The organism is Xenorhabdus siamensis (assembly GCF_037996745.1).
Lineage (GTDB): Bacteria > Pseudomonadota > Gammaproteobacteria > Enterobacterales > Enterobacteriaceae > Xenorhabdus > Xenorhabdus indica.
The window spans coordinates 225,004-240,809 of the sequence record NZ_JBBMXE010000014.1; the positions used below are offsets into that span (position 1 = coordinate 225,004).

Sequence of the window (15,806 nt, forward strand, 5' to 3'; positions counted from 1 at the left end):
GTTCATGGATAAGAGTTCATTGAAAAGCCGTTCATTAAAAAGTAGAGCTCGCCTTTAACGAACTGAAAATTGACGACGGATTTTCCGCATTAATAAGAATAGCCAAGGCCAGAGAATACCATTGACAAGACCATTCCAGAATACTTCAGGATGGAAAATAATCTTTGGTATCAAGGCATGAGCCAGAAAAACACAGAAGTTTATCAGTGTCGAAAGTACCATCACAATCAGGGACTGTTGCCAGAGTGCCATATTGCGAATGAGCTGAAATTTGAACGCGACCAAAAAACTAATCAGACTGAAAGCCAGTGCATGTGCTCCAAGAATACTCCCCTGTAACAAATCCATCAGGATACCCAGTATAAAACCAGTTCCAACACTAACACGGTGAGGGATCGCAAGGAGCCAATAGATCAGACACAACACGAGTAAGGTAGGCCGGAACATATCAAACTGCTCCGGCCACGGCATACTTTGTAGCACCATTGCGATCAGAAAAGATAACCAGACAACCCAACGGCCGCGCCCTTTATACTGACTCATCCACGATTCTCCGCGGCAGGCAGTTTGCTTGATGATACTGCCGGAGATGACGGTCTTGCTACGGGGAATGACACCCCATCTCCCTCTTTCTCCCTTCCGCCTTTCTCTGTTTTATCTTTACCTTCACCTAAATCTTCTGTCGGAAATTGGGGCTTAGCGTCAGAGGGATTTGGCAGTACCTGCGGTAACATCTGCATCAAACGTTCATTTGCTGCTCGGTACACTTCGGAAGGCGGCAATGGTTCAGATGGGTTATTATCCGCCCCCCATAGCAATAATAGATAACGCAAGCGCCGCAATTCTGCCAATGGACGCGCATAAATAACCGTATGGGCTCGCTGATTATCTATCCTGACAGAGGAAACCACCGCTACAGGGTAACCTTCAGGGAAACGCCCTCCAAGGCCGGATGTTACCAGCACGTCACCAACCCGGATGTCTGTATCACTGGGTAGCGGTTCAAGGTGAAGATCGTCCGTACATCCCGCACCACCAGCAATCACTCTAATATCATTACGCAGTACCTGAACCGGCAATGCATGGGTTGGATCACAAATCAACAACACCCGGCTGCTTAATTGACTTACTGAGATAACTTGACCAACGACGCCACGATCACTGATAACAGGTTGCCCTTCATAGACGCCATCTTTCGCGCCCTTATCAATAACAACTTGATCGCGATAAGGATCCATACCACCAGAAATCACCTGCGATACCATCATATGTTCATCACTGCGTAAAGGTGACCCCAATAATTCACGCAAACGGGCATTTTCTTGTTTTAATTGTCCTAACAGTAAAAGATGACTGTTCTGTAATCTCAACTCGTTGCGCAGGGTGTTATTTTCCAGTTCAAGTTGTTTACGGGTGGCCAAAGAATCGGAAACACCATCTAAGAATTGGCGGGGACCATTGGCAAGAAAATAAAAAGGACTCACTGCCGTATCCATATAACTACGGATTTTATTGAAAAAACCAAAACGGCTGTCTACCACAACCAGAATAATGGCAATAATAACAGCAAAAAAGAGTCGTAATTGTAGGGAAGGCCCTCTGCTGAAAATCGGCTTCATAAGTTGCGCATTGTTGAGCTGTTTTGTGTCATAAACAATAAAAGAGTCATAAACAATAAACTCTCAGATAAACAGCAAGGAGGCACTGATAAAAACACCTCCCAGCCCGCAGAGTTATTTTCAGTCTTCGCTGAACAAATCGCCACCGTGCATGTCGATCATTTCCAGCGCTTTGCCGCCACCTCTGGCAACACAAGTGAGAGGATCTTCAGCCACAATGACAGGAATTCCTGTTTCTTCCATCAATAAACGGTCAAGATTGCGTAACAGTGCACCACCACCTGTCAGCACCATACCACGCTCTGAAATATCAGAAGCCAACTCTGGTGGGCATTGTTCCAATGCCACCATGACCGCACTGACGATACCTGTCAGCGGCTCCTGTAAGGCTTCCAGAATTTCATTAGAATTCAGTGTGAAGCTACGCGGCACACCCTCCGCGAGGTTACGACCACGCACTTCAATTTCACGAACTTCATCTGTCGGATAAGCAGAACCGATTTCATGTTTAATACGCTCTGCTGTCGCTTCACCAATTAATGAACCATAGTTGCGACGAACATAGTTGATAATCGCTTCATCAAAGCGATCTCCACCAATACGGACAGAGGAAGAATAGACCACACCATTGAGGGAGATAACTGCAACTTCAGTTGTCCCTCCACCAATATCAACAACCATGGAGCCTGTCGCTTCAGAAACAGGTAAACCCGCACCGATTGCTGCTGCCATAGGCTCTTCAATCAGAAAGACTTCACGTGCACCCGCACTTTGGGCAGATTCACGAATGGCGCGACGCTCAACTTGCGTCGCTCCCACAGGCACACAGACCAGTACACGTGGACTCGGACGCATAAAACTGTTGTTATGAACCTGTTTAATAAAATGCTGCAACATTTTTTCCGTGACATAAAAATCAGCAATCACACCATCCTTCATTGGACGAATGGCTGCGATATTTCCCGGAGTACGTCCCAACATCTGCTTTGCTTCCAGCCCCACGGCTGCAACGCTTTTTGGTGAACCTGCTCTGTCTTGTCGGATAGCAACAACAGAGGGTTGATCCAAGACAATTCCCTGACCTTTGACATAAATAAGGGTATTGGCAGTACCCAAGTCAATGGACAAATCATTGGAAAACATGCCACGAAATTTCTTTAACATAACGAAAGGATAATCCTGCAAGCTGGGGACGGATGTTTGTCCGTCTACTCTACCAACCACATGAAGCAGCGACAAGGCGCATCACTAACTACTTTTTACTACTTCAATGAAAGTGGCTACGTTATTCACATCAGAAACACGATATTCTACGTTACTTTTTTCTGACAGAGCAGAAAAAAACTGCATAAAAATGGGTTAATTCCACCCATAACCCCATTACTAAATCCTAAAATATCCAAATGCTCTAAAAACCAACAGTATAGTGTATATATGGTGTATCCCGCGATGTTGCTATCCCACTTTTTCCTTTTCTGTGTTGACCTATAATGATTTCAGCAAGTTCAACCAAAATTCACTTTTTATCAAAAATTTTTATCTGCTCTGATATCGCTATTCAGTAATTTCAATAAAGGTAATTTATTGAATGTCAGAATGGCTCTCAAAAGCCCATGAAAATCTGTGAGAAATCGTTCACTGCAATTGTTCCTGAAATACACGAGTAAGGGATAAATTTGCTGATTATTGAGCCATTGCGGTATAAAACGAAAGGTATTATTAACATTCTGATCGTTATCCAGAACATTTTCATCTTTTACAATGTTATCTTAAACAATGTCATCTTAAACAAAATAATTAATCACCATTTTACGACTTTCCATCACAATATTGCAGCCTATCCATTTCCGCATTTTCAATTTTATCTATATTGATGATGTCACAAGAGATGAAATCATAAGAATCGTGATGGTGTCAGACATAAAACCCACCAATGGAGAGAAATGATGAAAGCTTTATTGCTTGAACAGCACGGCACACTATCAGCATCTATTCAGGACATTGATATCGCTCAACTTCCACCCGGTGACGTTACCGTCGATATTCACTGGTCAACCCTCAATTATAAAGATGCCCTTGCTATCACTGGCAAGGGGAAGATTGTCCGCCAATTTCCGATGATACCGGGGATCGACTTTTCCGGGGTTGTCCGCCATTCAGAAGATCCCCGTTTTCATGTAGGTCAGCAGGTTTTATTGACTGGCTGGGGGGTGGGAGAAAATCATTGGGGCGGCTTGGCACAACAAGCCAGAGTTTCCGGGGAATGGCTGACACCATTGCCACAAGGGTTAACTACCAGACAAGCCATGATTATCGGTACAGCTGGTTTTACTGCCATGCTATGTGTTATGGCACTGGAACAAGGAGAAATAACACCTGAAAGCGGGGAAATCGCCGTTACGGGGGCCAGCGGTGGTGTCGGTAGTACAGCGATTGCCTTATTATCTCTGTTGGGATATTCCACTGTCGCCATCAGCAGTAAACTGGAAAATCAGGAGCATCTATTTTCACTGGGAGCAAAAGCAGTCCTGCCTGTCTCCGATTTCAATCAACCCTCTCGTCCACTGGAAAAACAACGCTGGTCAGGTGTCATTGATACTGTCGGCGGTACAATTCTGGCTAAATTACTGGCACAAGTTTCTCACAACGGCACGGTAGCAGCCTGTGGTATGGCAAGTGACATTCATCTTCCTACGACTGTTATGCCATTTATTCTGCGTAATGTTCGTTTACAAGGCGTTGAATCAGCCACAGTCCCCGCCACAAAACGACCTGGAATTTGGAAACGATTGCAAGAACTGCTACCAGATCCCTTTTACCAACAAACAGCCAATGAAATTTCATTAGACCAGGTAATCGAGTATTCCAATAAGCTGGTAAATAATCAGGTAACTGGCAGAACACTGGTGAAGATACGGTAAAACGCCTATAACACCAAGATTATAAAACCAAAGCAGATAAAACCGTGCTGATAAGACCAGTATTTAGCTGCTAAATGTCACGATATGTTTATAATGTCGGGCTTTATCGCCAAATTTACAAATATTGATAGCAGAAAGAGATGACAAACCGTTGACATCGAGTTATCTTGAACGATTGTTGACAGATTGCCGGAGATACCCGCACAATGGCAGACAAGTTTCGCATTTTACTCTTGAATGGCCCCAACCTGAACATGTTGGGAACACGAGAGCCTGAGACCTACGGTAAGTTAACGCTTGATGACATCGTCAGCAAACTGTCAAAAGAAGCTCACCAATCGGGAGTTGAATTATCCCATCTGCAATCCAATGCAGAATCCGAATTGATTGAGAGGATCCATACAGCGCGGGGCAATATTGATTTTATTCTGATTAACCCTGCGGCATTTACACATACCAGCGTGGCGCTACGCGACGCACTTCTGGCGGTAGATATCCCATTTATTGAGATTCATCTCTCCAATGTGCACGCCCGCGAGCCGTTCCGCCATCACTCATATCTTTCAGATATTGCAGTTGGCGTGATCTGCGGTTTGGGTGCCGATGGTTATCGTTTCGCATTACAGGCAGCGGTCAACCGATTGTCTACATTCAACTAATTACATAAATAGAGTACGGAATCACACTCATGGATATTCGTAAGATAAAAAAATTGATCGAGCTGGTTGAAGAATCTGGCATTTCTGAACTGGAAATTTCTGAAGGTGAAGAGTCAGTTCGCATCAGTCGCACTACGGCAACCCAGGGCATACCAGTCACTCAACAATACCTTTCTGCCCCTGTTCAACCGCCTGTACAAGCTGCTACAACAGCGCCGGCTGTCCCTGCCGCAGCAGAAAAACCAGCAGAGATCAGCGGCCATATAGTTCGTTCACCAATGGTTGGTACGTTCTACCGTTCACCAAGCCCAGATGCGAAACCTTTCATTGAAGTCGGTCAACACGTTAATCAGGGGGATACCCTGTGCATCGTTGAAGCCATGAAAATGATGAACCAGATCGAAGCCGACAAAACCGGCGTAGTTAAGGCGATTCTGGTACAAGACGGTCAACCTGTTGAATTTGACGAGCCACTGGTCGTCATCGAATAACGAGGCGCTCCATGCTTGAGAAAATTGTCATAGCTAACCGCGGTGAAATAGCACTGCGTATTCTGAGAGCCTGTAAGGAACTTGGCATCAAAACTGTTGCTGTACATTCCACGGCAGACCGTGACCTAAAGCACGTCCTGCTGGCAGATGAAACTGTCTGTATCGGCCCGGCGGCATCGGTAAAAAGTTACCTGAATATTCCGGCTATCATTTCTGCGGCTGAAATTACCTGTGCACAAGCCATCCATCCGGGTTATGGGTTCCTGTCTGAAAACGCAGACTTTGCTGAGCAGGTAGAGCGTTCCGGCTTTACTTTTATCGGCCCGAAAGCAGAAACGATCCGCCTGATGGGAGATAAAGTTTCTGCTATCAGTGCCATGAAAAAAGCAGGTGTTCCATGCGTTCCTGGCTCTGACGGCCCATTAGGAGATGATACAGAGAAGAACAAATCGATCGCACAACGTATCGGCTATCCGGTAATCATTAAAGCATCCGGAGGCGGTGGCGGTCGTGGTATGCGTGTTGTTCGTAGTGATAAAGATCTGGAACAATCCATTGCTATGACCCGTGCAGAAGCCAAAGCCGCTTTCAACAACGACATGGTTTACATGGAAAAATTCCTTGAGAACCCACGTCACGTTGAAATTCAGGTACTGGCCGATGGTCAAGGTAATGCTCTCTACCTCGCTGAGCGTGACTGCTCTATGCAGCGCCGACATCAGAAAGTTGTGGAAGAAGCGCCAGCACCAGGTATTTCGGCAGAACTGCGTCGCAGCATTGGTGAGCGCTGCGCCAACGCCTGTCTCGAAATCGGCTATCGCGGAGCAGGTACATTTGAATTCCTGTATGAAAACGGTGAATTCTACTTTATTGAGATGAATACCCGTATTCAAGTTGAGCACCCGGTTACAGAGATGATTACCGGTGTTGACCTGATTAAAGAACAGCTACGCATAGCCTCTGGTCTGCCTCTTTCCATCAAACAGGAAGATATTGTGATCGAAGGTCATGCGATCGAATGTCGTATCAATGCTGAAGATCCAAAAACTTTCCTGCCAAGTCCGGGCAAGATCACCCATTTCCACTCTCCGGGTGGTTTCGGAGTACGTTGGGAATCCCATATCTATGCGGGATATACCGTACCGCCTTATTATGATTCTATGATCGGCAAACTAATCACTTACGGAGAAACCCGTGAAGTGGCGATTGCACGTATGAAGAACGCATTGGCAGAGTTAATTATTGATGGCATCAAAACCAATATCGATCTGCAACTGTCCATCATGAATGACGAAAACTTCCAGAAAGGCGGAACCAATATCCACTATCTGGAGAAAAAACTCGGCTTACAAGATAAGTAAAGTTTCTTTCTGACATTCATTATTGTCCTGCAAATCCCATCTGTTAACAGATGGGATTTTTTTATTCTCAGGTAGCTCCACACGCTTTTGATATTGTGACGGCACATTTTCTTCTGAATAAATCTGTATGTTACCGTACAATTCCTTCCCTTGTTTTATATCAACTGTTTTATGTAAATTCCCCGGAGAACAGATGGACAGACGATTTGTTCAATCCCATAAAGAAGCTCGCTGGGCAGTATTTCTGACGTTAGCTTATCTTGTGGGTTGGTTGCTGAGTGCCTATTTACCCGGTAATACAACTGGATTTACCGGATTGCCACTCTGGTTCGAACTGGCCTGCTTAATGCTACCGATACTCTTTATTATCCTCTGCTGGATGATGGTGAAATTTGTCTTCAAGGACGTCCCATTAGAGGACAATTTGGTGGATGATAATGCAAAATGAAGTAATTCTGCCTCTGGCGGGATATCTGGCGCTGGTTTTTCTGCTATCTCTCTATGCTTACCGCCGCCGCCAAACAGGTGCATTCCTGAACGAGTATTTTCTCGGCAATCGCTCAATGGGGGGATTCGTACTGGCCATGACCATTACCGCGACTTATATTAGTGCCAGTTCATTCATTGGTGGCCCTGGAGCTGCTTACAAATACGGTATTGGCTGGGTTCTTTTGTCCCTGATCCAATTACCGGCAATATGGCTTTCCCTCGGCGTATTGGGGAAAAAATTTGCCATTCTCGCCCGCCGTTATAACGCCGTTACTCTAAACGACATGTTGTACGCCCGCTATCACAGCCGTTTTTTAGTCTGGTTTGCCAGCGTGAGCCTGTTAGTTGCTTTTGTCGGTGCAATGACTGTACAGTTCATCGGAGGTGCCCGTTTGCTGGAAACCGCGGCCGGTATTCCCTACGGCACGGGGTTGCTGATTTTTGGTGTCTCTATCGCACTCTATACCGCATTTGGCGGATTCAGAGCCAGCGTCCTCAATGATGCATTACAGGGGCTGGTTATGTTGCTAGGAACCGTGCTATTGCTGGCTGGTACTATTTATAAAGCCGGAGGACTGTCAGAAGCTGTTTCAACACTGCGCACCATTGACCCCAATCTGGTTTCACCTCATGGTGCTGGTAATATCCTTACAATGCCATTTATGGCTTCCTTCTGGGTACTGGTTTGCTTTGGTGTCATCGGGCTACCACATACCGCCGTGCGCTGTATCTCTTATCGTGACAGTAAAGCCGTCCACCGCGGTATTATCATCGGCACAATCGTTATGGCTATCCTGATGTTTGGTATGCACCTTGCAGGCGCATTAGGCCGCGCGATCATTCCTGATCTGACGATCCCTGATCAAGTGATCCCTACTTTGATGATCAATGTCCTGCCCCCTATTGCTGCCGGAATTTTTCTGGCCGCACCAATGGCAGCCATTATGTCAACGATTAATGCCCAACTACTGCAATCTTCGGCAACAATCGTCAAAGACCTCTATTTAAATTTGTTCCCGCAACAGATCAAACAGGAAAAAAAATTGGCACGCATTTCCAGTTTTTCTACCTTGTTTCTGGGAATATTGCTGCTACTGGCAGCTTGGCAACCACCTGAGATGATTATTTGGCTGAACCTGCTGGCATTCGGTGGATTACAGGCCGTTTTCCTTTGGCCACTGGTATTAGGCCTGTATTGGAAAAAAGCTAATGCACATGGTGCAATAACGTCCATGCTGACCGGGGCAGTAAGCTACACACTATTGGCGACTTTCAACATTCACCTCTTCGGATTCCATCCGATAGTGCCATCATTACTGCTGAGTTTACTGGCATTCGGGATCGGAAACGTTTTTGGGAATAAACAACCACAACAAACCGCCGTATCTCAGTGACGGCGATATAATTTTTTCATACTTATTCAGTTTAAAAGAGAATTTTTATGCCTTGGATACAACTAAGATTAAACACTACAGGACAGCAAGCTGAAGCACTTGGTGATGAACTAATAGAAAGTGGCGCAGTATCCGTCACTTTTCAAGACAGCCACGATACACCGATTTTTGAGCCTCTGCCGGGGGAAACCCGTTTATGGGGAGATACCGATGTTATCGGCCTGTATGACGCTGAAACCGATATGAAAGCGGTTGTCAGCCAGCTAGAACAGATCCCTCAGCTTGGGAAAGGATTTATCCATAAGATTGAACAACTGGAAGATAAAGACTGGGAACGTGAATGGATGGACAACTTTCACCCAATGCATTTTGGTCATCGCCTGTGGATCTGCCCAAGCTGGCGGGAAGTTCCGGATCCCGATGCCGTTAATGTCATGCTCGATCCAGGCTTAGCATTTGGAACAGGAACACACCCAACCACATCTCTTTGCCTACAATGGTTGGATGGTCTTGCTCTGGAAGGTAAAACAGTGATCGATTTTGGGTGCGGTTCAGGCATTTTGGCCATCGCAGCCCTGAAACTTGGTGCTAAACATGCTATCGGCATTGATATTGACCCTCAAGCAATTCAGGCAAGCCGGGATAACGCAGAACGCAACGGTGTTTCCGAGCAACTGACACTCTATTTATCTAAAGATCAACCAGACAACTTAGAATGTGACATTGTCATTGCCAATATACTGGCTGGCCCGCTGCGCGAGTTGGCACCGATCATTGGCTCACTATCAAAATCAGGTGGATTATTAGGCTTGTCCGGGGTATTGGCAAGTCAGGCAGAAAGTGTTGCTGAAGCCTATGGTAATGAATTTATTATCGATCCGATTGCAGAACAAGAAGAGTGGTGTCGCATTACTGGGATTAAAAAATAATCAAAAAATCCCTATTGAAAAACGAGATTATCCACTAAAATAAATTTTTAGTGGGTCAATTGGTGCTAATACGTTCTATTTATCATGAGAAATGCAGGGAACAATAAATTTCATTAAAAACACATAACTATATGTTATATAAGGATAATAAACCAAGTTTGAAAAAATCAACTGGAAAAATTCTGCTATAAATGTCGTTTCGCTCAAAGTTTGGCCTTTCATATCTCGTGAAAAATGCGTAATATACGCGCCCTTAGTCACAGTTGGCCACTCTTTCTTCGCCTATGCGTATCGGACAATACCAGTTGAAAAACTGCCTTATTGCAGCCCCTATGGCTGGCATAACGGATCGCCCATTTCGATCACTATGCTACACCATGGGTGCGGGTATGACAGTTTCAGAAATGCTTTCTTCCAACTCTCAGGTTTGGAAGACGGATAAATCCCGGCTACGTATGGTACATAGCGACGAACCCGGAGTGCGTTCTGTACAAATTGTCGGTAGTGATCCCGATGACATGGCAGCAGCGGCGAAAATCAACGTCGCCAATGGTGCTCAGATCATCGATATCAACATGGGGTGCCCAGCCAAAAAGGTAAATCGTAAATTGGCAGGCTCTGCATTACTGCGTTATCCAGAACTGGTCCAAAAAATCCTTTCTGAGGTAGTCAATGCGGTTGATGTACCTGTTACATTGAAGATCCGTACAGGTTGGTCACCGGAAGAACGAAACTGTGTAGAAATTGCCCAATTGGCTGAACGTTGTGGTATTCAAGCGCTTACAATTCATGGCAGGACTCGCGCCTGTCTATTTAATGGCGAAGCTGAGTACGACAACATTCGGACAGTTAAGCAGACTGTTGCCATTCCAATTATTGCTAATGGCGACATTACTGACCCGCTAAAAGCCAGAGCAGTGCTTGAATACACCGGGGCTGATGCCCTGATGATAGGCCGTGCTGCTCAGGGAAGACCCTGGATCTTTCGGGAAATCCAGCATTATCTGGAAACAGGAGAATTGCTGCCACCGATGCCTCTTGGCGAGGTGCAGCGTTTGATGAGCGAGCATGTACGAGAGTTGCACGACTTTTACGGTCAAGGCAAAGGAGTTCGTATTGCACGTAAACATGTATCTTGGTATCTCAAGGAACATGCTCCTGATGACCAGTTTCGGCGCTCATTCAACACCATTGAGGATGCCAGCGAACAGCTGGAGGTGTTGGAAGCATACTTCGAAAATTTTTGCGTAAATAAAGAAAAGAGCTGACAGAACTATGTTCGAACAACGCGTAAATTCTGATGTACTAACCGTTGCTACTGTTAATTCACAAGATCAGGTAACTCAAAAACCTTTGCGTGATTCAGTTAAACAAGCACTGAAGAACTATTTTGCTCAACTAAACGGTCAAGACGTTAATGACCTGTATGAGCTGGTACTGGCTGAAGTAGAGCAACCACTGTTGGACATGGTGATGCAATACACCCGTGGTAACCAAACCCGTGCAGCGCTGATGATGGGAATCAACCGCGGTACTCTGCGTAAAAAACTGAAAAAATACGGCATGAACTAATCCTAGTCTAGTAACATGTTGTTAAATCGGCACTTTTTACTATGTGGAAAGTGCCTTTTTACTTAGAATTACCCCACCGATTACCCCACCGAAAAATCCTCAGCACAAAAACTCACAGAACAACATGAGTACCAAAGAAAAATAAGAATTAGATGTGTTATAGAGGTCAGTACACCAAACGTTCCAACCTTGTGAAAAGTTACGATGTATTTCGTCTGGAAGCATTGAGATGAAAGTTACAGATGTTTCTACCAGTGAGAAGATACCCCGTTACGGCTATCTTCCCGATGATTTTCAAATGGAACTAATTATTTTTATGATTTATCCCGAACCTTGCGTTCAATCAACTCACCATAAGAATCAAAATAGCGGCTGGGCCAGATTTCAGAGGGATGTATTTCGAGATAGTTAGCAATAATCCATTCGCCTTTCGGCCACGGTCTGCTGAGCGTATTTGCCAGTGTAGATGAGCTGAGACCAGATGCACGAGAAACAGCCGCTAAGGTTGTACCACGCTTACGCAGTGCAGCAATAATATCGGCTTGATGCCAATCATTTCTGATGTTGTTATTCATTCCTGCTACCCCTTCCATTAATTAATATTGATGGTGGCGATTCAGACAGGGTTTGCAGACCGGATGTATCCAACCGGTGAGGCCGAAACCTCCCCTGCCTGAACCACCATTGAAAAGGCGATAGCAGACACACTGGTAGAAATTTCCTACCAGTGGGATACATTCAAGGCTGCAAAACCTTGACCACTGGATTTTGCCAATGGCGGGGCTACTTTAACTGATTGGTTTATCTGGTTCAATAAGCGAATCAGTATAAACGCTTAACTTTTTGTGTTATGTGCTGCCCAGATGAGATCTGATACCCTTGCTACTCTGAGTTCACGCAAATATGACAGTCGGCTCAGTGCGTGAAACGGGCATGGCAAGCACCACTGCGTTTTAATTTACAGATGACAGGTCTCGCACTCATCACCTTGTTGCCAGAATGATTGGTTTCTAGATATTTGAGCTTTAACTCGTTTTGGTAATACAAAATAAAATATAGAGACAAAGTGAGTATTAAATAGTGTTAACAAATTGATATTTGAGACTGTATTTATGACATCAATTACTCGATTAATTACTGGAATGACGGCAGCGTGTGCCAGAAATTTTTTCTTAAAGCACAATAGCTATTGCAGTTCTACGCTTCCAATTTACTTTGATTTTGCGCCTCTTCTTGAAGCTGTAAGTGATGCTCTTAATCAAAAGAAAAACGGTATCAACGATATCGGTTATAAGAAAGCATGTAATTTTGAAGGCGCAAACTATATATTGCAGACAAACAAAGATGGTCATTACTCATGGCGACCACTTGAATTGATTCACCCAGCTATTTACGTTCACCTCGTCCATAAGATAACTGAAGAAGATGAATGGAAGCTCCTGATGGACAGGTTTGATGAGTTCCAAGATAATGAGAAAATAGTCTGTGTGAGTCTACCCAGAGTGTCAAACGATGATGATACTTCTGACACCGCTGAGACAGTGACGGGGTGGTGGCGTGATGTAGAACAAGAATCTATCAATAAATCACTTGAGTTTAAGTATCTGTTCACTACGGATATAGCGAATTTTTACCCGTCGATTTATACCCATTCTATTCCTTGGGCAATTCACACAAAAGAAAAAGCTAAGGATATAAGAGACATTAATGCCAACCTTGGAAATCGAATAGACTATGCTTTACGTCAGATGAGTTGGGGGCAAACAAACGGTATACCTCAAGGCTCTGCACTTATGGACTTTATTGCAGAGATAGTCCTTGGTTATGCCGATGAGTTGCTAGGGCAGAAGCTGGAAAAAGAGTCTATTAATAACTACCATATCATTCGATACCGTGATGACTATCGAGTCTTTACCAATAGCAAGGAAGACGCAGAGGCATTAGCAAGGCATCTTACAGTTATTCTTCAGAGTCTAGGTTTACATCTCAATGCGTCTAAGACCTCGCTTTCTGAAGACATAATCTTCAACTCGATGAAACCTGACAAGCAAGAAGCCTTGATGTTATTCGGCAAAACTGTTACTGCTACTACTATTCAAAAAACGCTCTTGAAACTCGCTATTTTTTCCAGAAAACACAAGAATTCAGGCCAACTTGAAAGATACCTGTCGAAGATAAATAAGCGTCTAGAGCGAATGACTAAACTGAGAGAGGAAGTTCGACCAATCGTTAGCATCATTGCCGATATGATGATTAATAATCCAAGAACATTTGCTTCTTGTGCATTAGTCTTGAGCAATGTCCTTAAGTTCGTCAAAGACAAAGACGAGAAGATAGAGCTACTAGAGAAGATTAAATCTAAGTTTGAGCCAATCCTAGGTACGGGAATTCTAGACATCTGGCTACAACGCATTTCTTACCATATCAAACAAGACATCGAGTACCAAGAAACACTTTGCTCCATCGTGTCAGGTGTACATAAGCACGTTTGGAATTCTGAGTGGATTACAGATTGCGAATTTAAAACTGTCGTGATGGCGACAGCTTTTGTTGATGCCGATAAGCTTGCGGAGTGTGAACCTGTAATACCTGAAGATGAAGTAGTGCTGTACCCTTATAACATCGACTTTGACGACGACGAAAATGAGTAGTTTGCCTCCAACAAAATAAGTTATAGAGCTAATCTTCTATCAAGTCTAGGGTGGGTAGCCCACCCATTTTTAACTCTACTAACGATCTCAGAAAAGAACAAAATTTAATTTACTGGCTCATGACGTCCGCTTCTGCTCATAGCTGACTATCAGATTTAGTCGCTCTCTTCTACAGAACACCACCAGATAAAGTAGCGACTAATCCCCAAAAAGTGTGTGATATCTAACCTTCTGAGCATTTGATTTCATTAATTCCTATACTACACAGGCATTAAAAAAATCAATTAGTTATCTAAATCCCGTCAAAGCTATCCAGTCGCTGCTGCTGTTCTTCACTCAAGCTAAACGCAAAATCTTCATGCTCTACCTACCATGTGCCAAAACTCATCAGGAACGCAATGGCGGAATCTATTTTATTCGCTGATTTCTTTTTGTTCGGTTTGATATTGGCGTTAGCATCTGTTTCCATCACCACATTACCAGCGCCCATGCGAGCACCGGATCGCCGTTGTGACGAATCACTTTGCGGTTAACGAAGACCTCTGCGGATTTCGCTACCGGGCTAAAACGCATATAGGTTTGCGGGAACGGCTCAACATCCAGCCCAGCGCCCTGTAATTGAGTCCGTAGATGTGTGGCGTTCCATGTATCAAAGCCGATGAGCTTGATATCAAACTGCTGACTGTCTTTTTAGTAGTAGAGAGAGCGCCAGCCATATCATTAGCTGGATTGGAATCAATAATATCTTTCTGCACGGCATAGCGCATAATCGCGGTAACACGTTGCTGTAATCGCTTCGCTACGTCATTTTTCCCCGCCTTATCGACTGCTGTTATAGGGGCTAATAACTGACTGGTCTTTAACTTGCGGATATCGAGATTTCCGATATGAGGAAAAATATACAACTCTAAGTAACGTAGTACCCTTGCCCGATGATCGTCACTCCAGTTCTTTTGTTTATCGTGCCACTCACGCGCAATAGTCTCAAAAGTAAATGCCCCCACAGCTTCAAGTTGTGCCCCCTTTTGAATATCTTTAGGGTCTATCCCCTCCGCCAGTGCTTTTTTGGCTTCATCGCGTTTAGCGCGAGCTTCTGCAAGGGTTACTGTCGGCCACACACCAAAAGCAAGGCGATCTTCTTTTCTGTCTCTGGGGCGTCGATACTTCAACCGTCAATACTTACCACCGCTTGGGGTTACTTCAAGATACAAGCCGCCACCATCGGCAAGTCTATATTTCTTGTCTTTAGGCTTTGCAGTCTCTACCTGTCTAGCATTGAGCTTCATTTGGGGGCACCTCAATTAACCTAACCGAATGTTCCCCCAATTGTGCCCCCACATAGCGTAGATTGCAATGGACATTGTTAGATGAGTCTGGAGGTCGCAACGTTGATTTTATTAGGATTTTTTATTTTTTGATATGATAATAGACAACTACGGAAATGTAGATGGTGCCGAAGGCCGGACTCGAACCGGCACACCCGAAGGCGGTTGATTTTGAATCAACTGCGTCTACCGATTTCGCCACTTCGGCACTGAAGGGTTCGGAAAACGAGAGCCATTATACTTGTCAGAAGACCATTCGCAACACTTATCCTTCCAATTTTGTTCAAGTGCCGAAAAAAAAAGCAAATCTACCTGTTCCGCCACAAAAAAGCACAAATCTCAGCCTTCATTCATTCTATTTAACATCAATCAACCCGTTATAACGCCTTATCACC

14 protein-coding genes, 1 tRNA gene and 2 pseudogenes are annotated in these 15,806 nt (G+C 44.5%); 10 read left to right on the forward strand and 7 right to left on the reverse strand.

Annotated features, from left to right (window positions below):
• Positions 1-54 precede the first annotated feature (54 nt).
• The 3 genes from mreD to mreB all read right to left on the reverse strand — a co-directional run bounded on the left by mreD (position 55) and on the right by mreB (position 2,783).
• The gene (gene mreD / locus AAC852_RS15050) at positions 55-543 is read right to left on the reverse strand and encodes a rod shape-determining protein MreD (protein WP_047681961.1); all 489 of its coding nucleotides are present in this window, start codon (positions 541-543) and stop codon (positions 55-57) included.
• Complete coding sequence (gene mreC / locus AAC852_RS15055; RefSeq protein WP_340621706.1) at positions 540-1,619, reverse strand: rod shape-determining protein MreC; 1,080 nt, start codon at positions 1,617-1,619, stop codon at positions 540-542. The genes mreD and mreC overlap by 4 nt, the downstream gene beginning before the upstream one ends.
• A gap of 120 nt (positions 1,620-1,739) precedes the next feature.
• On the reverse strand, positions 1,740-2,783 hold the full coding sequence (gene mreB, locus AAC852_RS15060) for a rod shape-determining protein MreB (protein WP_010847922.1): 1,044 nt from the start codon (positions 2,781-2,783) through the stop codon (positions 1,740-1,742).
• 782 nt (positions 2,784-3,565) lie between these two features.
• Between mreB and AAC852_RS15065 the strand changes: the two genes are divergently transcribed.
• From AAC852_RS15065 to fis, 9 genes are all read left to right on the forward strand, one after another.
• Entirely contained in the window at positions 3,566-4,540 is a 975-nt protein-coding gene (locus AAC852_RS15065; RefSeq protein WP_340621707.1) for an oxidoreductase, read from the forward strand.
• A gap of 206 nt (positions 4,541-4,746) precedes the next feature.
• On the forward strand, positions 4,747-5,199 hold the full coding sequence (aroQ, locus tag AAC852_RS15070; protein WP_340621708.1) for a type II 3-dehydroquinate dehydratase: 453 nt from the start codon (positions 4,747-4,749) through the stop codon (positions 5,197-5,199).
• A 29-nt stretch (positions 5,200-5,228) separates the two neighbouring features.
• Positions 5,229-5,690 carry an acetyl-CoA carboxylase biotin carboxyl carrier protein gene (gene accB, locus AAC852_RS15075; RefSeq protein ID WP_340621709.1) on the forward strand — a complete coding sequence of 154 codons (462 nt, stop codon included), beginning with the start codon at positions 5,229-5,231 and terminating at the stop codon, positions 5,688-5,690.
• Between the two features lie 11 nt (positions 5,691-5,701).
• The gene (accC, locus tag AAC852_RS15080) at positions 5,702-7,051 is read left to right on the forward strand and encodes an acetyl-CoA carboxylase biotin carboxylase subunit (RefSeq protein WP_340621710.1); all 1,350 of its coding nucleotides are present in this window, start codon (positions 5,702-5,704) and stop codon (positions 7,049-7,051) included.
• 193 nt (positions 7,052-7,244) lie between these two features.
• Positions 7,245-7,499: a YhdT family protein gene (locus AAC852_RS15085; RefSeq protein WP_340621711.1), complete on the forward strand. Its 255-nt coding sequence runs from the start codon at positions 7,245-7,247 to the stop codon at positions 7,497-7,499.
• Positions 7,489-8,934, forward strand: coding sequence for a sodium/pantothenate symporter (gene panF, locus AAC852_RS15090; RefSeq protein WP_340621712.1), 1,446 nt, complete (start codon positions 7,489-7,491; stop codon positions 8,932-8,934). The genes AAC852_RS15085 and panF overlap by 11 nt, the downstream gene beginning before the upstream one ends.
• Before the next feature lie 47 nt (positions 8,935-8,981).
• Complete coding sequence (gene prmA / locus AAC852_RS15095; RefSeq protein ID WP_340621713.1) at positions 8,982-9,863, forward strand: 50S ribosomal protein L11 methyltransferase; 882 nt, start codon at positions 8,982-8,984, stop codon at positions 9,861-9,863.
• A gap of 284 nt (positions 9,864-10,147) precedes the next feature.
• Complete coding sequence (gene dusB, locus AAC852_RS15100) at positions 10,148-11,131, forward strand: tRNA dihydrouridine synthase DusB (protein WP_340621714.1); 984 nt, start codon at positions 10,148-10,150, stop codon at positions 11,129-11,131.
• A 7-nt stretch (positions 11,132-11,138) separates the two neighbouring features.
• Positions 11,139-11,435, forward strand: coding sequence for a DNA-binding transcriptional regulator Fis (gene fis, locus AAC852_RS15105; protein ID WP_010847912.1), 297 nt, complete (start codon positions 11,139-11,141; stop codon positions 11,433-11,435).
• A gap of 314 nt (positions 11,436-11,749) precedes the next feature.
• Here fis and AAC852_RS15110 read toward each other — a convergent pair whose 3' ends face one another.
• Positions 11,750-12,010 (reverse strand): helix-turn-helix domain-containing protein, encoded by a 261-nt coding sequence (locus AAC852_RS15110; RefSeq protein ID WP_340621715.1) that lies wholly within the window; start codon positions 12,008-12,010, stop codon positions 11,750-11,752.
• 537 nt (positions 12,011-12,547) lie between these two features.
• Between AAC852_RS15110 and AAC852_RS15115 the strand changes: the two genes are divergently transcribed.
• On the forward strand, positions 12,548-14,086 hold the full coding sequence (locus AAC852_RS15115; RefSeq protein WP_340621716.1) for an RNA-directed DNA polymerase: 1,539 nt from the start codon (positions 12,548-12,550) through the stop codon (positions 14,084-14,086).
• A 292-nt stretch (positions 14,087-14,378) separates the two neighbouring features.
• On the opposite strand, the pseudogene AAC852_RS15120 reads toward AAC852_RS15115, so the two are convergent.
• The 3 genes and pseudogenes from AAC852_RS15120 to AAC852_RS15130 form a co-directional block, all read right to left on the reverse strand.
• A pseudogene (locus AAC852_RS15120) lies at positions 14,379-14,761 on the reverse strand (terminase TerL endonuclease subunit); the annotation flags it as partial.
• Positions 14,762-14,775: 14 nt separating this feature from the next.
• Positions 14,776-15,372 (reverse strand): annotated as a pseudogene (locus tag AAC852_RS15125) (tyrosine-type recombinase/integrase); the annotation flags it as partial.
• Positions 15,373-15,534: 162 nt separating this feature from the next.
• A tRNA-Leu gene (locus AAC852_RS15130) sits at positions 15,535-15,619 on the reverse strand.
• Positions 15,620-15,806: the final 187 nt, after the last annotated feature.